Annotated in this window: 14 protein-coding genes and 1 tRNA gene; 4 read left to right on the top strand and 11 right to left on the bottom strand. The window is 35.4% G+C overall.

Annotation, left to right across the window (positions count from 1 at the left end; translation table 11 throughout):
* Positions 1-47: 47 nt before the first annotated feature.
* Complete coding sequence (locus B0M43_RS05715; RefSeq protein ID WP_078006524.1) at positions 48-1,946, top strand: amidophosphoribosyltransferase; 1,899 nt, start codon at positions 48-50, stop codon at positions 1,944-1,946.
* Positions 1,947-3,045: 1,099 nt separating this feature from the next.
* Here B0M43_RS05715 and B0M43_RS05710 read toward each other — a convergent pair.
* The 4 genes from B0M43_RS05710 to B0M43_RS05695 form a co-directional block, all read right to left on the bottom strand.
* Positions 3,046-3,657, bottom strand: coding sequence for a superoxide dismutase (locus B0M43_RS05710; protein ID WP_065451675.1), 612 nt, complete (start codon positions 3,655-3,657; stop codon positions 3,046-3,048).
* 138 nt (positions 3,658-3,795) lie between these two features.
* On the bottom strand, positions 3,796-4,470 hold the full coding sequence (gene pth / locus B0M43_RS05705) for an aminoacyl-tRNA hydrolase (protein WP_078006525.1): 675 nt from the start codon (positions 4,468-4,470) through the stop codon (positions 3,796-3,798).
* 571 nt (positions 4,471-5,041) lie between these two features.
* Positions 5,042-5,653: a 50S ribosomal protein L25/general stress protein Ctc gene (locus B0M43_RS05700; RefSeq protein WP_065451677.1), complete on the bottom strand. Its 612-nt coding sequence runs from the start codon at positions 5,651-5,653 to the stop codon at positions 5,042-5,044.
* A gap of 123 nt (positions 5,654-5,776) precedes the next feature.
* Positions 5,777-6,718, bottom strand: coding sequence for a ribose-phosphate pyrophosphokinase (locus B0M43_RS05695; RefSeq protein WP_065451678.1), 942 nt, complete (start codon positions 6,716-6,718; stop codon positions 5,777-5,779).
* A gap of 302 nt (positions 6,719-7,020) precedes the next feature.
* On the opposite strand from B0M43_RS05695, the gene B0M43_RS05690 reads away from it, so the two are divergent.
* From B0M43_RS05690 to B0M43_RS05680, 3 genes are all read left to right on the top strand, one after another.
* A tRNA-Leu gene (locus B0M43_RS05690) sits at positions 7,021-7,100 on the top strand.
* A 164-nt stretch (positions 7,101-7,264) separates the two neighbouring features.
* On the top strand, positions 7,265-9,049 hold the full coding sequence (locus tag B0M43_RS05685; RefSeq protein WP_123921772.1) for a hypothetical protein: 1,785 nt from the start codon (positions 7,265-7,267) through the stop codon (positions 9,047-9,049).
* A gap of 171 nt (positions 9,050-9,220) precedes the next feature.
* Positions 9,221-11,140: a glycoside hydrolase family 97 protein gene (locus B0M43_RS05680; protein ID WP_078006528.1), complete on the top strand. Its 1,920-nt coding sequence runs from the start codon at positions 9,221-9,223 to the stop codon at positions 11,138-11,140.
* Between the two features lie 82 nt (positions 11,141-11,222).
* On the opposite strand, the gene B0M43_RS05675 is transcribed toward B0M43_RS05680, so the two are convergent.
* From B0M43_RS05675 to B0M43_RS05645, 7 genes are all read right to left on the bottom strand, one after another.
* A complete protein-coding gene (locus B0M43_RS05675) occupies positions 11,223-11,693 on the bottom strand; it encodes an OsmC family protein (protein ID WP_078006529.1) in 471 nt (156 codons plus the stop codon).
* A gap of 315 nt (positions 11,694-12,008) precedes the next feature.
* On the bottom strand, positions 12,009-13,193 hold the full coding sequence (locus B0M43_RS05670; RefSeq protein WP_078006530.1) for an aldose epimerase family protein: 1,185 nt from the start codon (positions 13,191-13,193) through the stop codon (positions 12,009-12,011).
* 140 nt (positions 13,194-13,333) lie between these two features.
* Positions 13,334-14,842: an L-arabinose isomerase gene (gene araA / locus B0M43_RS05665; protein WP_078006531.1), complete on the bottom strand. Its 1,509-nt coding sequence runs from the start codon at positions 14,840-14,842 to the stop codon at positions 13,334-13,336.
* Between the two features lie 85 nt (positions 14,843-14,927).
* Positions 14,928-15,629, bottom strand: a complete 702-nt coding sequence (locus B0M43_RS05660) for an L-ribulose-5-phosphate 4-epimerase (protein WP_065451685.1) — start codon at positions 15,627-15,629, stop codon at positions 14,928-14,930.
* On the bottom strand, positions 15,613-17,304 hold the full coding sequence (locus B0M43_RS05655; protein WP_078006532.1) for a ribulokinase: 1,692 nt from the start codon (positions 17,302-17,304) through the stop codon (positions 15,613-15,615). The genes B0M43_RS05660 and B0M43_RS05655 overlap by 17 nt, the downstream gene beginning before the upstream one ends.
* Before the next feature lie 169 nt (positions 17,305-17,473).
* A complete protein-coding gene (locus tag B0M43_RS05650) occupies positions 17,474-19,459 on the bottom strand; it encodes an alpha-L-arabinofuranosidase C-terminal domain-containing protein (RefSeq protein WP_078006533.1) in 1,986 nt (661 codons plus the stop codon).
* Positions 19,460-19,789: 330 nt separating this feature from the next.
* The gene (locus tag B0M43_RS05645; protein ID WP_078006534.1) at positions 19,790-21,772 is read right to left on the bottom strand and encodes a glycoside hydrolase family 127 protein; all 1,983 of its coding nucleotides are present in this window, start codon (positions 21,770-21,772) and stop codon (positions 19,790-19,792) included.
* Positions 21,773-21,782 lie beyond the last annotated feature (10 nt).

Below are 21,782 nucleotides of genomic sequence, written 5' to 3'. Positions count from 1 at the left end.
TACGTTATTACGCACAACTTACAACAACAACACAAATACAAAAAACAATGAGCGACGCTTTAAAACACGAATGTGGTATAGCCTTAGTTAGACTTCTTAAACCGCTTGAATATTACAAAGAAAAATACGGAACTGCTTTTTACGGGATACAAAAAATGTACCTGATGATGGAGAAGCAACACAACCGTGGGCAAGACGGAGCAGGTTTTGCCAGCATTAAATTAGACGTTGAACCTGGTGAGCGTTATATAAGCAGAGTTCGTTCGAACCATGCGCAGCCTATTCAGGACGTTTTTAAACAAATCAATGAGCGTATCAACGAAGAGATGACTTCTCATCCTGAATACGCAAATGATGTTGCCAAACAAAAAGCAAACATACCTTATATAGGAGAATTATTTTTAGGTCACGTTCGTTACGGAACTTTCGGAAAAAACAGTATCGAAAGCGTACACCCATTTTTACGTCAGAGCAACTGGATGCACCGTAACTTAATTTTGGCAGGAAACTTTAACATGACAAATGTTAAAGAGCTTTTCGAAAATTTAGTTGAACTTGGACAACATCCAAAAGAAATGGCGGATACTGTTACCGTTATGGAAAAAATTGGTCACTTCTTAGACAAAGAAGTAATGCAGCTTTACCAGGATTGTAAAACAGAAGGTTATTCTAAAAGAGAAGCTTCTCCAGTAATTGCAGACCGATTGGATATTGCAAAAATATTAGCCCGTTCTGCCAAAAACTTAGATGGAGGTTACGCAATGGCCGGATTATTAGGTCATGGTGATGCTTTCGTATTTAGAGATCCGGCGGGAATTCGTCCGGCATATTTTTACCAGGATGATGAAGTTGTAGTTGTAGCTTCAGAAAGACCCGTTATTCAGACTGTATTCAATGTGCCGTTTGAAAGCGTTCAGGAAATCGAACCAGGAAATGCTTTAATCATCAAAAAAAGCGGAAAAGTTTCTATGGAGCAAATCCTTGAACCAACCGTTAAGAAAGCATGTTCTTTTGAAAGAATCTACTTCTCTAGAGGAAGTGATGCCGAAATTTACCAGGAACGTAAAAACTTAGGTAAATTAATTTTACCTGCTGTTCTTGAATCAATTGACAGCGATACAGATAATACTGTTTTCTCTTACATCCCAAATACTGCCGAAACTTCGTTTTACGGTTTAGTTGAAGCAGCTCAGGATTTCCTTAATCAAAGAAAAAACAATTATATTTTAGCCAACAGAAATACACTTACAGCCGAAACTTTACAAGAATTATTGGCTGTAAAAATTCGTACTGAGAAAGTTGCGATTAAAGATGCTAAACTTAGAACCTTTATTACTGAGGACAGCAGCCGTGATGATCTTGTTGCACACGTTTACGATGTGACTTACGGAGTGATCAAGCCAACGGATAACCTTGTCATCATCGACGACAGTATTGTTCGTGGTACTACTCTTAAAATGAGTATTATAAAAATGATGGATCGTTTAAATCCTAAACGGATTGTAATTGTTTCATCGGCACCACAAATTCGTTACCCTGATTGTTACGGAATTGACATGGCAAAGCTTGAAGGTCTTGTTGCTTTTAGAGCAGCTTTGGCTTTATTAAAAGAAAGAGATCTATACCATATTGTAGACGAAGTATACACAAAATGTAAAGCACAGGAAAACTATATTGATAGTGATGTTGTGAATTATGTAACTGCTATTTACGATCAGTTTACTCCTGAGGAAATTTCAGATAAAATTGCCGAAATGTTGAGTTCTCCGGAAATCAATGCCGAAGTGAAAATCATTTTCCAGAAAGTAGAAGATTTGCACATCGCTTGTCCGAAAAATTTAGGTGACTGGTACTTTACGGGAGATTATCCTACACCAGGAGGTAATCGTGTTGTAAACAGGGCTTTTATGAATTTCTATGAAGGAAAAGACGCAAGAGCGTATTAAAAAAATACTAACAAAAGGTTAATTTGTGCATTTCATCGGTTTTTTTTGCCGTTCATCCCATATGTTTGGTAAAATTGAAAAGCTACAATACTTTTGAGATACCATAACATTAGTAGGTTAAGTTTATGGTAGATTTGGGGCAAAAAGGGTGGAAGCAATTCCACCTTTTTTATTGGAATAAACTCAAGTGTTTCAATTGTAAAGCATTATCTTCTTTTGGTCGGATTTATCGACCATTCATCTGAAAAGTTTTTTAAACAAGAATAGCTATCATACATTTACTAAACCATAACATTAGTAGGTTAAATTTATGGTAGATTTGGGGCAAAAAAGGTGGAAGAGATTCCGCCTTTTTTATTTTTTTTAAGAACAAAGAATATAGAGCAAAGAATAAAGATTATAGAGAATCAACTAAAAGCAAAAACACAGCTTTTCAGCAGAGAACTCCTCCTCTAATTTTCTCTCTTTACTACATTCTCTTTACTACATTCTCTTTATTACATTCTCTTTATTACATTCTCTTATTCTATTCTCTTTATTCTATTCTCTTTATTCTATTCTCTTCTTACTTAATCGGATATATTTACCATTCATCAGAAAAGTTTTTTTCATAAGAATAGCTGCCATACATTTACTGAACCATAACATTAGTAGGTTAAGTTTATGGTAGATTTGGGGCAAAAAAGGCGGAAGAGATTCCGCCTTTTTTATTAGAATAAGTCAGATCAATCTCAAAACCTGCGGGAAAAAAAAATTACCGCAAAGAGCGCTAAGTTTTTTTTACCCTTAGCTTTATAAAAGGCAAAGTTCGCTAAGCTTTGTATTGATTTAGCTTTGTGAACTCTGTGCTTTCTAAAGCAGTCTTAGATAAAATCTTTGTGTTCTCTGGGGTAAAAAAATTAGTGAGTATGCTTTTCCATAACATTTGACGCTGATCTGCAAAGTCTCGATTGAAAAAGAAGCAAGATTGAAGAATAAATACCGAAGGAGATAGACTGGAAAAGAAGGAATATCTATATTGGTTATAATAAAAAAAGACGGATAGCCATCAAGCCATCCGTCTTTTTTCTTTAATCTTTATTCTATTCTCTTTCTTAGACTATTTATCTAAAGCGAATCTTCTTGCTACTTCCGTCCAGTTAATTACACTGAAGAAAGCTTCAATATAATCCGGTCTTCTGTTTTGGTAGTTCAAGTAGTAAGCATGCTCCCAAACATCCATTCCTAAAATTGGGGTTCCACCGTTACCAGCAACTTCCGGCATTAATGGATTATCTTGATTTGGAGTACCTACAACCTCTAGTTTGCCCCCTTTTTGTACTGTTAACCAAGCCCATCCTGAACCAAATTGTGTTGCTCCAGCTTTGGCAAATTTTGCTTTAAATTCTTCGAAAGTTCCAAAAGAAGCTTCGATAGCTGCTAACAAATCACCTGTTGGTAATCCACCACCGTCTGGAGACATTACAGTCCAGAATAAATTGTGGTTGTAGAAACCTCCACCATTGTTACGAACTGCTGCGTTTTTTTTATCTAAGTTGATTAAGATATTTTCGATTGTCTTACCTTCTAAATCTGTTCCTGCAATTGCAGCGTTTAGATTTGTAGTGTAAGCATTGTGGTGCTTTGTATGATGGATTTCCATTGTACGAGCATCAATATGTGGTTCTAATGCATCATATGCATAAGGTAATTGTGGTAATTCAAAAGCCATGATATTATGATTTTATGATTTATAATAATTTATTTCAAATTTAGACATTTAAGTTTGGAATAGAAAATACTATTTCGTTATAATTGAATATAATTAACTGATAATTTGATTATTTAACAGTTAAATAACTGAAATTCTTTACTTTCCGTTAAACGTAGTCATTGTATTTTCTAAACCGGCGGTTCCAAATGTTTTAATAATTTCTGAAGAAATTTCTAAACGTTCCGGTAATTTTGCTTTTTCTTCTTCATCCCATTCTCCTAAAACGTAATCGATTTGCTGTCCTTTTTTGAACTGATCACTGATTCCAAATCTAAAACGGGTGTAATTTTGAGTGTTCAAAACCAGGTTGATATTCTTTAAGCCATTATGACCGCCGTCGCTTCCTTTTGGTTTAATACGGATAGTTCCGAATGACAGGTTTAAATCGTCTGTAATGACCAAAATATTCTCTAAAGGTATATTTTCCTTGTCCATCCAGTATTTCACAGCCTTGCCGCTTAAATTCATGTAGGTATTGGGCTTAAGCAGAAAAAAGGTTCTGCCTTTGAATTTGTATTCGGCCAAAGCGCCCAGTTTTACGGTTTCGAATGAAAGGCCTTCTTTTTTGGCTAAAAAATCAAGGACTTTGAATCCTATATTATGTCTTGTATTTACGTATTCGGCTCCAATATTACCAAGTCCTACGATTAAATATTTTTTACTCACGCTTTTTATATTGTTTTTTGGGTGTTCGTGAACCTCCGGTTTCATATTGTCTGTGTTCTCTTCTTTTGGTATTGATGAAAACAGTTTGTTGATCCATTTTATCATGTGTGCAAAAATAGGGTTAATTAGGGAATGTGCCAATTGGTTGATTAGATAATTATTCTTAACCGCAAAGTTCGCAAGGGTTTTACGCAAGGTTCGCTAAGAAAAAGTTTCTCGCAGATTTTGCAGATGGAGCAGATTTTTTTTATTTGATTGTGTGATGCTCATTTTTGTCAGGCTGAGCGAAGTCGAAGCCCGCGCAAAGTATTTCATTGTAGATTGTCGAGCCACTTGCGGTCCTTCGACTTCGCTCAGGATGACATAGAAGCTCATCAGCCCAAAACCTTTTAAAAACTAAACCTCTCGCTAGCCCTGACAGAAGCGGTATCCTTTTTCTTGCTTCTTTAGCAAGGAAAAGATACAAGTGGATGGCAGGAACGTTGGGTCTTGAAGAAACCAAAAATTTCTGCTTCTAAAAAAATAAACATAAAACATCAGAAGGGGCTTCGACTCCGCTCAGCCTGACATTAAGATAAAAAACTTAGAACCTCAGCATCTTAGCAACTTAGAATCTTAAAGCAAAAAAAAAGCACCAATCTTTCGATTGATGCTTTTTGTATTGATTTGAAAAAAATTATTTTTTCTTTCCTTTTGCAGGAGCTTTTGCAGCTTTTGCAGCTTCTTGAGCAGCTTTCATAGCAGCACGAGAAATTCTTACTTGAGCAACAACAGTGTTTTCTGGGTGCATTACTTTGTAGTCAGGAGTACCAACTTTAGTAACGTACAATTTGTTACCCATTTCAAGTGGAGTAATGTCAGCTTCAACAAAATCAGGAAGATTTTTAGGTAAAGCTTTCACTTTTAATTTACGAGTGTTCAAACGTAAAACACCACCTGCAAGAACACCTTTTGATGTACCTACAACTTTTACAGGAACTTCCATAGTGATTTCTTTGTCATCAAATAATTGAAAGAAGTCAATGTGTAAGATCTTGTCAGATACCGGGTGAACCTGGATATCTTGTAAAATTGCATTGAATGATTTTCCTTTTCCAAGCTCAATCACAACTGTGTGTGCGTTTGGAGTGTAAACCAAGTTTTTGAACGCTGCAGCGTCTGCTGAGAAGTGTACTGCCTGATTTCCTCCGTATAACACGCAAGGAACCGCTCCAGCATTACGTAAGGCTTTAGTTGACACTTTGCCCACGCTTTCTCTTTCTGATCCTTTAATTGTAATCGATTTCATTGTAAAAAAAATATAGTTATTAATAAATATTCTATTTGCTATAAGCTTTAAGCCATAGGCTTTAGGCTTTTTTCTGCACTAAGTAATAAAGCTTATAGCCTAAGGCTTAAAGCTTACTGCTTATTACATTATAAATTTTCCACTGATGGAATTGTTGTGGTGCACCATGTGCATTACTTCAGCAAAAAGAGGTGCACAACTCACTACTCTTATTTTCTTTGATTCTTTCTTTAACGGAATAGAATCGGTAACTATTAACTCGCTTAATTTTGAGTTTTCAATTTTTTCGTATGCGTCACCTGATAAAATGGCGTGTGTACAAATTGCTCTAACACTTAATGCTCCTTTTTCGATCATTAAATCTGCTGCTTTCGCTAATGTTCCACCAGTATCGATCATGTCGTCTACTAATATTACGTTACGTCCTTTTACTTCACCAATTAGCTCCATAGTGTCGATAACGTTGGCTGCTTTTCTTTGTTTATAACAGATTACTACATCTGATTCCAGAAACTTAGAGTAAGCATATGCTCTTTTTGAACCTCCCATATCCGGAGATGCAATGGTTAAATTGTCTAAATTTAAACTTTTTACGTATGGTAAAAAGATGGTTGATGCAAATAAATGATCTACCGGTTTTTCGAAAAACCCCTGAATTTGATCTGCGTGCAAATCCATTGTCATTACTCTTGTCGCTCCGGCAGCATCTAATAAATTAGCTACTAATTTTGCTCCAATCGGAACTCTTGGTTTATCTTTTCTATCTTGTCTTGCCCAACCAAAATAAGGCATAACAGCTGTAATGTGTCTTGCTGATGCACGTTTTGCTGCATCGATCATTAGCAACAATTCCATCAAATTATCAGCAGTTGGAAATGTTGAGCACACGATAAAAACGCGTAATCCTCTTATTGACTCTTCGTATGATGGCTGAAATTCTCCATCGCTATACGTTGACATCGTTACTTTTCCTAACGGAATTCCGTATTGTTCTGCAATTTTTTCTGCAAGATAAACACTTTGTGAACAAGCAAAAATTTTAGCTTCTGGTTCTAGGTGCGACATTATAATTTGTTGTTTTTGCTCCGCTGCGCTCTGCACAATTTGGCTTTATGATTTTCGTAAAGCCGGACCTGTATAAATGCCTCGGGTGTAGTTAGTTGTGTGTGCTTCGTTTTAACGAGGTGCAAATTTAGAAAATTTATTGGACACTGAAAGGAAAAATTTAAGTATTTTTAGTAGATCATTTAATTTTATTTTTTACATTTGCACCGTGTTAAAGGAATAAGCACAGTTATGACAACATAATTACTTATTCTATTGCGTTAAAAGAGTTGGATTTATTTCACTATTTTTTCGTCTGCTAAGCCCGGATGGCGGAATTGGTAGACGCGCTGGTCTCAAACACCTGTGGGAAACCGTGCCGGTTCGACTCCGGCTCCGGGTACGTAAAACCTCTTCAGCAATGAAGAGGTTTTTTTATGCTTAAAAGGGAGCATTTATAAATAAACAACTACAAATAACCATTGCGTTCATTATATTTATCCCTTAAAATTGTCATTGCCTTTTTAAGAATTGCCAACAAACCATTGCAAAACCTAAACCTTAACCATGAAATATCGATTATTACTGCTCCTATTATTATTGTCAACCCTCTCAAATGCCCAAAAAATCAAATGGGATAATTTAAATGTAAGGCGAGAAATGCCTCCCACTTTATTTGTGAAGGAAAATCCACTGGATGTTGCTTTTATGACTACCTCGACAGATCATGAGTTTTTTGCAGATCAAACTATGGATTATCGTGTTGCTGATATGGGCATCTTATACAATGACTATATATATAATGATTTAGGTTTTCCAAAACTAGTCGCTTTATTAGAATACAAATACCAGCCGGCAACTTTGCATTTGATAAAAAAAGAATTAAAATATCAGGTTGCTGTTGTCTCTCATCTCTATGCCAATTTGATTTTAATAGATCCCGAAAAAGGCGTTTTTGATGTTCAGGAAATTAGATTGGGAGATTGCGACTTGGTTAATCCGGTGGCAAACACAAAAGGATACAATTCTAATCTCGGAAATTTAGATTATCCGAACAATTTAAACACTACACTTTTAATGACTGATTTATCTGAATTTGAAGCCAATCAATACAGAGATCAGAAAGACCCGAGCCTACCAAGGAAAACAGATGTTAAAGAGGTAGACCTGATACAAGTAGTCAAACTAAGTTTAAAAGTAGGCAATATACTGCATACCAAATTTCATCCTTACGGAAAATATATATCACGGTCTTTTAATTATTTAAAAGAGGATAAAGATTTTAATGGTGAAAATTTCAACAAAGCTTCTCAATTGATTAATACTGGGATTGATCCTATTAATGAATCAAAAGTTCGCCAGGCTCTTGAGATTTGGAAAACAGAAGCAAAATCAATTACCAATCTGGAAGACAAGAAAAACAAAAAATATTATATCGCCATTCAGGAAAATATTTTACAATGCTATAATATTCTGAGAGATTTTACAGAAACAGATGAAATTGCCAACCAGCTAAAAGCTATCGATCCAAAGAATCAAATTGCCGAAGCTTTAATTTCGAATAAAAAGAAAGATGAAATTCAAGTAGAGAAAAAAGAGATTTTTTACACACCGCTTCCTGCACGCTTTGCACAAACAGATGTAACTCGTTTTTTAAAGAAGAAAAAAGATATCATAAATGGACTGAACCATATTCAACCCGATAAATATGACGGAAAACTTACTGATATGAGTATTTATAAAGCAGCATCTTTACAAATCAAAGAAACTGCCGCAGGATCAGAAATTTTCAACATACTGGTAGATTTGATGATAGACATTGCAGGATATGAGAAAAACTCCTCCAATTATAGCCAGCGAAAAGAACTAACCGATGTACTAAAAAATTACAATGCATTTTGTTTGAAGGTTGCTGATGAAACAAAAAAATTTAAAGCTACTTACGACTTTAAAAACGGTCGACTTTCTTATCGTACAAAATTAAGAGAGCACATTTTAAATCTTAATAAAATAGCCAATTTTACAGCTTTTGACGATGCTTTAGCGACCAGCGTAGCTACTACTATTGAAAAAACAAAGCCAGAAAATATAACAATTGCAAAGGATTTTATTGCTCTGAACACCGCAATTACTCTAAAGCAATTGACAAATTCAACACAATATGATTCAACTATTGCTACAACTATTACTAACATTACTGCCTTTTTAGATGCTAAATTTCCAATTCAAAATCGTGAAGTTTTTTTTGAATTTAAAAATGCCTGCAGAGTAATTAAGGAAAACAAAAAATTAAGCACGCTTGAAGTTGCTGATTTTGGTAATACACTAAGACTTTTATATTTGTATTGCTAGAATATATTAAATCATTTAAAAGACCTCTTCCTCAAACGAAGAGGTCTTTTTTATTTCTCTTAAAAAAATCAAATTAATGGATCTATTCATAATTTATTAAATTATTCTCGTCCAGTAATTTATATTAAAATAATTTCGCTATGTTTGTAAGTGTACAACTAACACTTAACCATGAAAAAGCTATTATTACTAATCTTTTTTGGGATTTTTCTCAATTCGTTTGCTCAAAAAAAACCAAATTCATTTTTTACAAATTCTGAGAAGACTATAAAAGTAGGCTTTGAAATGAATGCGAAAAACACACCAACTTATACTATATTATATCACGATAAAGTTATACTTAATACTTCTGAATTGGGAATTTTACGCGAAGACGGCAATTTCTATTCTGATTTAAAATTGATTAAAATTTCTAATGCCAAAAAAGTAACTGACCGCTACTCAATGCTTCAGGGAAAACGAAAAGATATTTCATACGCTGCTAATCAATATATTGTGAGTCTTCAGAATGCTAAAGCTGAAGCAATGGAAATCATTTTTCAGCTTTCCAAAGATGGAGTGGCGCTTCGATATAACTTTCCTTCAACATCAAAAGAACTGAAAAGAATCGTTGAAGAAAAAACGGCTTATAATTTTGACACTTCGGCGAAAGCCTGGTTACAACCCATGTCGAAAGCTAAAACGGGATGGAAAGAAACGAATCCGGCTTATGAAGAACATTATGCAATGGGCGTTCCTTTGAATACAAAACCTGCATTTGGCGAGGGTTGGGTTTATCCGGCACTTTTTGAAACCAATAACAATTGGGTTTTGATTTCTGAAACCGGTTTGCATAACAAATATTGCGGAACCCGATTGGTGTACAATGAAAATACAAAAGCAATGCAGGTTACTTTTCCTCAAAAAGAAGAAATTTTCCCGAATGGCGCTTTAAATCCTGAATCTCAATTGCCATGGATTACACCTTGGCGTATTATTACAATTGGTTCTTTGAATACAATTACCGAAAGTACTTTAGGAACTGATCTTGCCGATCCTGCCATAAAAATGGATACTTCTTTTATTAAAAGCGGACTTTCGTCATGGAGCTGGGTTTTATTAAAAGATGATTCTATAAATTATGAAACAACACATCAGTTTATTGAATACGCCTCTAAAATGAATTGGCCGTATTGTTTAATTGATGCAGATTGGGATACAAAAATTGGTGATGAAAAAATGAAGGAATTAGTGGCTTTCGCCAAAACCAAAAGCGTAAAATTACTGGTTTGGTACAATTCATCCGGTTCCTGGAATGGTACTGAATATCATCCTAAAAATAAATTATTAACACCGGAAACGAGAGCTAGTGAATTTAAAAGAATGAATGATTTAGGCATTGCCGGAATCAAGGTTGATTTCTTTGGAGGCGACGGACAATCGATGATTGCGTATTATCATGATATGCTAAAAGATGCTGCCGACTATAAATTGATAATCAATCTTCACGGTGCCACTTTACCTCGCGGATGGCAACGTACGTATCCAAATTTACTAACTACCGAAGCTGTAAAAGGATATGAATATATTACTTTCGATCAAAATATTGCCAATCTGGAACCTAGCCATTGTGCCATGTTGCCTTTTGCCAGAAATGCTTTTGATCCCATGGATTTCACTCCTATGGCTCTAGATAAAATTCCGAATATTGATAGAAAAACAACTCCGGCTTTCGAATTGGCTTTACCTGTTTTATTCTTGTCAGGGATTCAGCATATTGCCGAAATTCCGGAAGGAATGGCGAAAATGCCAGCTTACGTTGTAGATTATTTAAAAGATATTCCGAGCAATTGGGATGACTCAAAATTCATTGCCGGTTTCCCGGGAAAATATATCGTAATGGCAAGAAAAAGCAACAACATCTGGCATATTGTTGGGATTAACGGAGAAAACACGCCTAAAGAAATTGAGCTTGATTTGTCTTTTGTGAAGAACGCAAAAGGGTTTATTATTTTGGAAGATGAGAGTGGTTTTAAACAGGAATCCATTTCAAAAAGCCAAAAATTAACTGTAAAAATGAAACCTAATGGTGGTTTTGTAGTTAAAATATAAATTTTAAATTCTAATATTTTTTAAATTCCAAATTCCAATACTGTTCGCGGTCTATTGGAATTTGGAATTTTTTATTTGGAATTTAATCTGTTGTTGCAACTTCACAACTCGCATTATGCAAAATAGGAAAATTGCAAGAGTTGGCGATAAAACAAAGCTGATTGGCTTTTGTATGAAGCTCATTTGCTAACTCAATTTTATCAGAGTTTGAGATTTTTACTTTTGGATTTAATCTTACCTCAACAAAACGTCCACTTCCATCTGCAGCAACTTCGAGCGTTGCTTCGGCATTGTCTGAATATTCTAAAACTTCAATTCCGTTTTGAGAGCATACATATAAATAGGACATCATATGGCAGGAAACCAAGCTGCTCAACAATAAATCTTCAGGATTGTATAATTCCGGATCACCTTTGAAAGCTTTCGCTGCCGAAACATTTAAAATAGGTTTTCCTTCTATTACTATTTTATGGCTTTTGCTGTAAAATCTCTTTGAATCTACGGGCTTTTGATCTGAAGTCCATTTTACTTCTGCTTTAAAAAGATGTTTCATTTTGCTTTCGTTTTACCTTGCAAAATTAAGCTTTTTAAAGAGTTGCAAATGAATTAATCGCGCAAAGGCGCAAAGCTTTTGACACAATCTTGTCATTTCGACGAAGGAGAAATCCTCGCAAGTAACTCCATAAAGTATAGCCAATCTTTGTCGAGCTTCTCGCGAGGATTTCTCCTTCGTCGAAATGATAAAAATGAGTAAAATTCTTGTAAATTCGTGCCATTCTTGGCCAACTTTTAATCCATAAAAAAACCTCGAAAGGATTACTTTCGAGGTTTCTTAGAGAATTACTAACTAATTAACATAATTCCAAAACTATTTTTTTACAGAGAATTTAAAAGTAGTTTTAGTTTTATAATTTTCTCCCGGGTTTAAAACCGTTGTTGGGAAGTTTTTCTGGTTTGGAGAATCCGGATAATGTTCTGTTTCTAAACATAGTCCTGTTCTGTGTGCAAAAGTTCCGCCTTTTGGCATTGGCAAAGTCCCGTCAAGGAAGTTTCCAGAGTAAAACTGAATTCCAGGTTCATCTGTAGTCATTTCCATAACTCTTCCGCTAGCAGCATGATATACTTTTGCGATAATTGTTTTTCCTTTTTCAGTATTGTTCAATACCCAACAATGATCGTATCCTTTTCCTCTTGCTAATTGTTCGTTCTTCACTTCGATATCTTTTCCAATTAATTTTGGCGTTCTGAAATCGAAAGGCGTATTGGCAACGTCATCTAATTTTCCTGTTGGAATTAAAGTCGCATCAACCGGAACTAATTTATCTGCATTTAAAGTCAATTCGTGGTCTAAGATTGTTTTTGTGAAATCTCCAGATAAATTGAAATAAGAATGTTGTGTTAAGTTTACTACCGTTTTCTTATCTGTAGTCGCTTCGTATAATACTTCTAATTGATTATCATTTGTCAATGTATACGTTACAAAAACTTTCAAATTTCCAGGATAACCTTCTTCCATATCTTTACTTACGTAAGATAATTTCAAAGTTGCCGCATCTCCGGATTTTGCTTCATCCGCTTTCCAAACCACATTAAAATATCCTTGTGGTCCACCGTGCAAAGCATTTGGCGCATTGTTTATTGCCAATTGATATTCTTTTCCGTCTAAAGTGAATTTTCCTTTAGCAATTCGGTTTCCGTATCTTCCGATCAAAGCTCCAAAAAATGGATTTTCTTTTTCGTATTGTGCCAAAGTATTAAATCCGATCACTACATTTTCAGAAACACCTTCTTTATTAGGTACTTTTAAATCTGTAATTCTTCCGCCAAAAGTGATGATATCAACTTCCATCCCATTTTGGTTTTTCAGTTTATAACTATCGACCTGTTCTCCTTTTGCAGTTTTTCCGTAAGAAGATTTTTCGATTGTAACTGTAGCTTTTTCATCTGAAGAAACTGTTGTAGCATCCATTTTTTTATCGCTTTTGCATTGAACTGAAATTGCAGCCAAACTCATAAGACTTATTCCAAAAATACAACGTTTTAATACATTCATAAATGATAATTTTTTGGTTTGTAAAAAGTTAAATGTTAGAAGTAAAATGTTAGACGTGAAATTTAATCATTTTATAAATGTAAAAATCACCTTTTTAAGTTTTTTCACATTTTACATCTTACAAATTACATTTTACTGCCTTAAAGGCCGTGTTGAAACAAATGATAATACGCTTCATTTGCATTGATCTTATCTTTAAAGTCTCTTACGGTAGTTTTTTCATCAATCACTAATAATTCGATTCCGGCGATATCAGCAAAATCTTCCATGTATTCTGTTGTTAGCGACTGGCTGTAAACTGTATGATGCGCTCCTCCAGCTAAAATCCACGCTGTTGCAGCAATATCAAGGTTTGGTTTGCAATCCCATAAAACTCTTGCAACCGGTAATTTTGGCAGTTCAGCCATTGGTTTAATCGCTGTAACTTCGTTTACAATCAAACGGAAACGAGTTCCCATATCTACCAAAGAAACATTGATTGCTTCTCCAGCTGGTGAATTAAATACCAAACGAGCAGGATCTTCTTTTCCTCCAATTCCTAAAGGATGCACTTCACAAGAAGGTTTTCCGTCAGCAATTGATGGACAAATTTCCAACATATGAGATCCTAAAACGTATGATTTTTGAGGAGTGAAGTGGTACGTATAATCTTCCATGAAAGAAGTTCCTCCTTCAAGACCCACATTCATTACTTTTAAAGCGCGAACCATTGCAGCTGTTTTCCAGTCTCCTTCGCCACCAAAACCGTAACCATCGGCCATTAATCTTTGTGTTGCAATTCCTGGTAATTGTTTCCAAACACCAAGATTTTCAAACGTATCTGTAAAAGCGCCAAAACCTCCTTCTTCAAGGAAAGCTCTTAAACCTAATTCAATTTTTGCCGCTTCCGCTAATGAACTTCTTTGTGCTCCGCCTTCTTTTAAAGCATCAGTCAAAGTATAAGATTGTTCGTAAACTGCTAATAAATCATTTAATTCTTTGTCTGTAACTTTCTCAATATATTTGGTAACATCTGAAGAATCAAATCCATTCACTGACATTCCGAAACGAATTTGAGCCTCAACTTTATCTCCTTCTGTAACAGCAACTTCACGCATATTGTCTCCAATACGGGCTACTTTTAAGTTTTGAAGTTCATCCCATCCTAAAGCTACTCTTGTCCAGATACCTAATTTTTTCTGAACTCTTTCGTCTTCCCAATGTCCCACAACCACTTTGCGTTTTTTACGCATTCTAGACATGATAAAACCAAATTCACGATCTCCGTGAGCTGATTGATTTAAGTTCATGAAATCCATGTCGATAGTTCCCCACGGAATTTCAGCATTGTATTGTGTATGTAAATGACATAATGGTTTTTTCAGAATACTTAATCCGCCAATCCACATTTTAGCCGGTGAAAAAGTATGCATCCAGGCAATAATTCCGATACAGTTTTTAGCAGAGTTTGCCGCCAAACATACATCTAAGATTTGAGAAGGTGATTTTACCACATCTTTGTAAACCACTTTTACCGGAATATTAGACGCTCCATCTAATCCTTTTGCAATTATTTGAGAATGCTCCGCTACTTTTCTTAAAGTTTCTTCACCGTATAATTCCTGGCTTCCTACTACAAACCATACTTCTTTTTGAGATATATCTATCATTGTTTAATCGTTATTTCGTTGAACTGTTTAATCGTTTTTTCGTGTGATCTTAAATCTCAAATCAATAATCTGCAATCTAAAATCCCTACTGTCCGTAATACGAATCTTTTCCGTGCTTGCGGTTGTAATGTTTCTTTATTAGGGAATCTTTTAATCTTGGTGCGTTCGGGTTTATTTGTAAAGTCAGATAGGCCATTTCGGCTACGACTTCTAAAACCTTACTGTTGTATACTGCTTTTGCGGCATTTTTTCCCCAGGCGAATGGACCGTGATTTCCAATCAGAATCATTTCTACTTCTTCATAAGAAAGATTTTTTTCTTTGAAGCAATCCAAAATCTGAATTCCGGTATTGTGTTCGTAGTTTCCTTCTATAAGCGAATCTGCCATTGGCGGTGCGCAAGGAATATCAGCAGTTAAATGGTCTGCGTGTGTTGTTCCGAAAATTGGAATATCTTGTTGGGATTGTGCCCACGCAACCGAATAAGTAGCGTGCGTATGCGCAACACCACCAATGTTTGGCCAATTTTTATATAAATAGGCGTGTGTTTTGGTATCAGATGACGGACGCATGGTTCCTTCAATAATATTGTTATCAAAATCTACAATTACGATATCTTCCGGTTTTAAATCTTCGTATGGAACGCCGCTTGGTTTAATAGCAAAAACACCATTTTTTCTGTCCACCGCACTTACATTTCCAAAAGTGTATACTACCAAATTCAATGCATTTAACTGCATGTTGGCTTCGTAGCATTCTTGTTTTAAATCTTTATAAAGAGAACTCATGTTGCGATGTTTTTATAGTTGGATCTTCAAAAGCACTTAATTGATCGTAAGCAATTAACAATTTGTTATACGCCGCTACTTTGTCTAATTGAGGAAAATATTCTCCGTCAAAATCGCTTCCTATTTTTTGACTTGCTTCGATTACGTTTGGATAAATTCCGGCTGCAACTGCTGCATAAATCGCTGCTCCTAAAGCAGGAGTCTGATCTGAAGCTGCAATTTTAATTGGCTTGTTTAAAACATTCGCCAAAGTCTGCATGATAAAAGGAGATTTACGAGCAACGCCTCCAATTCCGATAACGCTGTCAATTTTTACTCCTTCTTCTTCAAAACGGTCCACGATTTTTTTGGCTCCAAAACAAATCGCGTTTACTAAAGCTTTGAAAATATGTGGTGCTTTTGTTCCTAAAGATAAATTCGAAATCGCGCTTTTTAATTCCTGATTAGCATCTGGCGTTCTTCTTCCGTTGATCCAGTCTAAAGCAATTGGAAGACTTTCTGAAACTGGAATTTTCTCCGCTTCTTTTGTCAATTCAACAATTAATTTATCGCTGAATTCTTCTCTTAATTGTTCTTTTTGAGCATCATTTAAAACAGTCGAAGCTGTCAATAAATGTTCTGTTGGCCACATTAATAATTCTTTGTACCAGGCCAACAAATCTCCAAAAGCAGATTGTCCAGCTTCTAAACCAATAAAGCCCGGAATCACAGATCCATCAACTTGTCCGCAGATTCCGCGAACGGTTTTTGTTCCAACTTCATCATAAGAACCAACCAAAATATCACAAGTTGAAGTTCCCATAACGCGAACTAAAGTATTTTCTCCAATTTTTGCTCCAACTGCTCCAGAGTGTGCATCGAAAGTTCCAACGGCAATAACTGTATCAGTTGAAAGTCCTAAACGATCTGCCCATTCTTTACTTAAATTTCCGGCAACTAAATCAGAAGTATACGTTTCATCGTATAAATTTCCGCGAAGTTGTGCCAAATATGGATGCAGTTTTTCTAAAAATTCAACTGGTGGAAGTCCGTTCCAGTCTGCATGCCACATCGCTTTGTGACCCGCAGCGCAACGGCTTCTTTTGAAAGTTTTTAAATCTTTATCTTCGATTAATAAATACGTCATTAAATCGCAGTGCTCCATCCAAGTGTGCGCTGCATTTCGAACCGCTTCATCTTCTCTTGCGATGTGTAAAATTTTAGCCCAAAACCATTCTGATGAATAAATTCCACCTACATATTTTGTTACGTTTTCTCCGCCCCAGCTTACAGCCAGTTCGTTGATTTCGTTTGCTTCGTTGATGGAAGTATGATCTTTCCACAACACCATCATAGCGTTTGGATTTTCTTCAAAACCTTTTGTCAAGGCCAAAGGAATTCCCTCTTTAGTTACAGGAACCGGAGAAGATCCGGTTGTATCAATACAAATCCCTTTTACTAATGAAGGATCTACTTTACTTTCTCTTATAACGGTTTGAATTGTAATTTCTAAACCTTCTATATGATCCAAAGGATGCTGACGAAACTGATTTATAGATGCGTCACAATATTGTTTGTTTTTCCATCTTTTGTAATGAGAAACATTCGATGCCAGCTCCTGCCCATTTTCTGTGTCAATAAGCACCGCTCGAACAGAATCTGTTCCGTAGTCCAATCCTATTACGTAATTTTTCATTCTAATTTTAATTTTAAAATATTGACAAATATAATTATAAATAATTCATAAGTGTACAAAAAACACTTAATAAAATTAACGTCTTTAATTTTTACAAAAAATGCACGAAAGCAATGTTTTCAAACACAAACAAAAAATAAATGTCGGTTTTACATTTAATATGTTGCGATTATTTCATCTTAATTTTCAAAACAGTCACCGAGTACGCTGGAAAATCATATTGAACTTTGTTTCCATTTACTTTAAACTGACTTTCTTTTGGACTAATTTTCGTTGGAGCAGCAAATGAATTTTCATCATTTAATCCGTCTCCGTTCAAAGTAATCGCCGTTCCTTTTGAATCTAATTTGGCGCCTTTTAAATCAACGTAAACATTTTGAGATGCTGCAGAAGTGTTCACAATTTTCAGAATTACTTCTTTCGAATTCACATCTTTTACGGCGGATGCAAACAAATCATTTTGACCTGTAACTGCTTTTCCGTCTTTTGTAATGTTGATTAAATCGGTTCCTTTATTGTTTGAAAATAACTTTTGCACATAATAATTTGGCGTTCCATACGATTGTAAATTGTTGAACCAAATCATATCCGGTGTCCATTGCCAACCTTCTACGTGCGCCAATAAAGGTGCGTAAGAAGTTAAATGAACAACCTCAGCATTACGTTCCATTCCGGTCATGAAGGCCGCTTCAGAAAAAGCACATTCCCAATTGTTTTTATTATCAGGACTTGCAATTGCTACACTTTGTGCTGCATATTCTCCAGCAAAAATCTTTGGTCCTTTTCTGTCGTAATTATCATAACGAGTTGCATTTTTTCTAAACCATTCCGGGTTTTTATAATAATGTTCGTCTACAATTTCTGCGTTTAGTTTTTTAAGTTCTTTCATACCATAATCAAAATAATCTCCGTCAGGAAATGGTCCGGTTCCTGAAACAATCGTAATATTTGGATATTTAGCTTTGATAGCTTTTTCGAAAACTTTAAAACGTTCAATATAATCTGGTCCCCATTGCTCGTTTCCAACTCCAATGAATTTTAAATTGAATGGTTTTGGATGTCCCATATCGGCTCTCACTTTTCCCCAAGCTGTCGTTTGATCGCCGTTTGCAAATTCAATTAAATCTAAAGCGTCCTGAACATAAGGATCAATTTGATCCATTGGAACCAATTCTCCGGTGTTGAATTGGCACGCCATTCCACAGCTTAAAATAGGAAGCGGGGAAGCTCCAATATCTTCTGAAAGTTGGAAATATTCAAAGAATCCTAAACCAAAACTCTGAAAATAGTCTGGAGCAGGACGATGTGCAAATTCCATGTTCCAACGGTTTACGGCAGTTTCTCTGTCTTCCACTTTTCCAACTGATTTTTTCCATTGGTAACGTTCTGCCAAAGTTCTTCCTTCTACAATACAGCCGCCTGGAAAACGTAAAAATCCTGGTTTCAAATCGTATAATAATTGTACTAAATCACTACGCATCCCATTTTTTCTTCCTTTCCAGGTATCTTCTGGAAACAACGAAATATTATCCAAATCGATAACTCCGTTTCCTTCAAAAGTAATTTTCAGTTTTGCCTTAGCTTCTGTTGCTGTAGACGTTAATTGAGCGGTATAATCTGTCCAGTCTTTTGATGTTGGAACAATCGAAGTTTCGCCTAAAACTTTATCGTCCTTATCTATAAATTGAAACTTGATCTTGGTAATGTTTCCTGATAATTTTGAAGCTTTTAAAGACAGATTGTATTTGAGGCCTTTCTTAATTCCCATTCCCCTAAAACCTTCATTGATCAATTGATAACCGCTTGCATCATTAAGAGTAACTCTGCAATAATTATGATTGGTTCCTTGGTTTGAATACTGAACTACAGTGGCAATTCCGGATTGCTGATTTAGTTTATGACGATCGCTGTTGGGTTCTTGCCAACCCATCATTGGAAACAGAAATTCAAACGATCTGTTTTTAATCATTTCAGCATACAAACCTCCATCGGCTGCAAAATTGATGTCTTCGAAAAATACTCCGTACATAGTCGGCTGAATTTTGGTTACTGTTTGGGCAACATTAACCTGAAGATTATTTTTTTGTGCCGAAGCAAAAAGGCCGTTCAGCAATAAACCGCAAAGGGTAATTTTGGTAATTAAATTGGACTTCATTTTTTATTATATTTAATGTGTTTTTAGCACGCGGATGACGTGGGTTAAAACGGGTTTTTATTTTTATTTATTTATTTAACTGTGGCTTAAATTTAAAACACATAGAAACATAGTTTTTTGGTGCTAAAAAGGCATTTCATTTATTTAAAAAAACATAGCTATGTGTGCAAATCTAGATTTGTTTTGTACTCTTTTTTATTCATTTTAAATCTATGTTTCTATGTGTTTAAAATTTTTCTCCCACAGATTTTTTCTAATATTTCTAATCCTTAATCTTGATTCTTTCTTCTTGATTCTTTCTTCTTGACTCTATATTCTATTCTCTATTCTCTACTTGTAATCCAACCAAACTTTCATTTTTCCAACGCCACGATTCGACCACGAATAATAAGGAATGGCTTTGAATTTTGAATTCTCAATTACATTTACGCCCTGCAATAAATTAGCTTCTTTTTTTACTTTGAAAGTATCTGAAGAACTTATATTGATTTTATCGAAATTGCTTTTGTTATCAATTTCTTCAACTGCGTAAACAATTGGACCGTATTCTAAAGAAACTTTGCTTTTATTGGTTGCAACTTTTGAATTGGTTTCAACTTCCTGAACTTCCATTGGGAAATTAAGAGCGATTTTATCTCCTTTTTTCCAATTTCGGGTTACGTTGAAATAACCATTTTCAGGCTGAATTGCCAATGTTTCCCCGTTTACAGTAATCGTTGGTTTTTGAGTTGAAGCTTTTCTATACGTATATAAATCTCCTGGCAAAACTTCATTTCTTGCCCAGCCTGGAACTCTAAGTTTAATTGTGAATTTACTCTCTTTTTTCGGATTTACAGAGATGCCAACTTTTCCGTTCCAAGGATAAGAAGTTTGCTGTGAAATCTGTAAATCGGTTTTTCCTAATGTAAAAGAAGCATCATTTGAAGCATACAAATTCACATATAAATCATTCTTTGTTTTGGAATAAATTAAACCGGGAATTGATGGGATAAAACGAATCAAATTAGTCGGACAGCAGGAACAATCAAACCAAGCCTGACGCGTACACGAACCTCTGTTCGATTTGTAAACGCCATCAGCTTCTAAGGCATTTGGATAAAAAAATTGTTTTCCGTCAAGCGAAATGCCCGAAATTAATCCGTTGTACATGGTTCTTTCGATAACATCAAAATATTGAGATTTCCCGTATAAACTGTGCAGTCTGTGGTTCCAATACACATCGCCAATTGCAGCGCATGTTTCGTTGTAAGCGGTTAAATTAGGTAATTCATAATTATCTCCAAATGCTTCTCCGTCATGTCGCGAACCTATCCCGCCGGTGATGTACATTTTTTTACTGACCATGTTATCCCATAAATTATTTACGGCATTTTCATAGGCTTTGTCTTTTGTCAGTGCGACAATATCGGTCATTCCCGCATACATATAAACGGCACGAACGGCATGTCCTACTACTTCTTTTTGCTCGGTAACTGGTATATGATCCTGTGCATATTCTCCGTATAATTTGTGATTATTTGGATTCCCGCGATTGTCCAGATAATATTTGGCCAGTTTCAGATAATCTTTCTTTCCTGTAATTTGATACAATTTTAATAATCCTGTTTCTACAATCTGATGTCCCGGAACTCCTTTTACCTGACCTGGATTATCTCCAAAAGTTCTTACCAGCATATCGGCTGCTTTTATGGCAATCTCTAGAAAATTGGTTTTTCCGGTTGCTTCATAATGCACGATTGCGGCTTCTATTAAATGTCCCGGATTGTATAATTCGTGACTAATCTGCAAAGATTCCCAACGTTTTCCTTCGATTACGGGAACCCAGGTTGCAGGTGGTTTTGCCGGATTTATCGTTCTCCAGGTTGTAATGTATCCGTCTGCTTCCTGACCTATTTTCACAATGGCAATCATCGAATCCAGAACCCTTTCCAGCTTGGGATTTGGAGCACTGATCAAAGTATTTGAGGCTCCTTCAATGATTTTATAAACATCAGTGTCGTCAAAAGGCATATCGCCGCGAACTTTTCCTGTTTTTTGTTTTCCTGCAATTAAAAAATTTTCAAAACGCCCTTCTTCATTGCATTTCTGAATCGCGTAAGCTATCGTAATTTCCTGTACTCTTTTGATAATGGGCAGCCAAAAAGAATCGGTAAGTTTTACATTCTGAATATTGACCGGCTCAATTTCGTAACCCGCTTTTAAGACGGAAGTTTTATCGCTTTTTTGCACCACATTGTTTTTGTTTTCTTTACAGGAAATCAAAATTAAAAGTGATAAGAAAATTGTTATTATAGGAAAATTATATCTTTTCATTGTTGTTGTA

Origin of the sequence: Flavobacterium sp. KBS0721 (assembly GCF_002007065.3) — a bacterium.
GTDB lineage: Bacteria > Bacteroidota > Bacteroidia > Flavobacteriales > Flavobacteriaceae > Flavobacterium > Flavobacterium piscis.
This window is presented reverse-complemented; position numbering and strand designations above follow the sequence as displayed.

Excerpts from the sequence above, each read along its gene's own strand:
- pth (WP_078006525.1), bottom strand. The coding sequence starts at position 4,470 with ATGATAAAATGGATCAACAAACTGTTTTCATCAATACCAAAAGAAGAG.
- B0M43_RS05680 (WP_078006528.1), top strand. The coding sequence starts at position 9,221 with ATGAAAAAGCTATTATTACTAATCTTTTTTGGGATTTTTCTCAATTCG.
- B0M43_RS05670 (WP_078006530.1), bottom strand. The coding sequence starts at position 13,193 with ATGAATGTATTAAAACGTTGTATTTTTGGAATAAGTCTTATGAGTTTG.
- B0M43_RS05660 (WP_065451685.1), bottom strand. The coding sequence starts at position 15,629 with ATGAGTTCTCTTTATAAAGATTTAAAACAAGAATGCTACGAAGCCAAC.
- B0M43_RS05695 (WP_065451678.1), bottom strand. The coding sequence starts at position 6,718 with ATGTCGCACCTAGAACCAGAAGCTAAAATTTTTGCTTGTTCACAAAGT.
- B0M43_RS05650 (WP_078006533.1), bottom strand. The coding sequence starts at position 19,459 with ATGAAGTCCAATTTAATTACCAAAATTACCCTTTGCGGTTTATTGCTG.
- B0M43_RS05675 (WP_078006529.1), bottom strand. The coding sequence starts at position 11,693 with ATGAAACATCTTTTTAAAGCAGAAGTAAAATGGACTTCAGATCAAAAG.
- B0M43_RS05700 (WP_065451677.1), bottom strand. The coding sequence starts at position 5,653 with ATGAAATCGATTACAATTAAAGGATCAGAAAGAGAAAGCGTGGGCAAA.
- B0M43_RS05715 (WP_078006524.1), top strand. The coding sequence starts at position 48 with ATGAGCGACGCTTTAAAACACGAATGTGGTATAGCCTTAGTTAGACTT.
- B0M43_RS05685 (WP_123921772.1), top strand. The coding sequence starts at position 7,265 with ATGAAATATCGATTATTACTGCTCCTATTATTATTGTCAACCCTCTCA.
- B0M43_RS05710 (WP_065451675.1), bottom strand. The coding sequence starts at position 3,657 with ATGGCTTTTGAATTACCACAATTACCTTATGCATATGATGCATTAGAA.
- araA (WP_078006531.1), bottom strand. The coding sequence starts at position 14,842 with ATGATAGATATATCTCAAAAAGAAGTATGGTTTGTAGTAGGAAGCCAG.
- B0M43_RS05655 (WP_078006532.1), bottom strand. The coding sequence starts at position 17,304 with ATGAAAAATTACGTAATAGGATTGGACTACGGAACAGATTCTGTTCGA.
- B0M43_RS05645 (WP_078006534.1), bottom strand. The coding sequence starts at position 21,772 with ATGAAAAGATATAATTTTCCTATAATAACAATTTTCTTATCACTTTTA.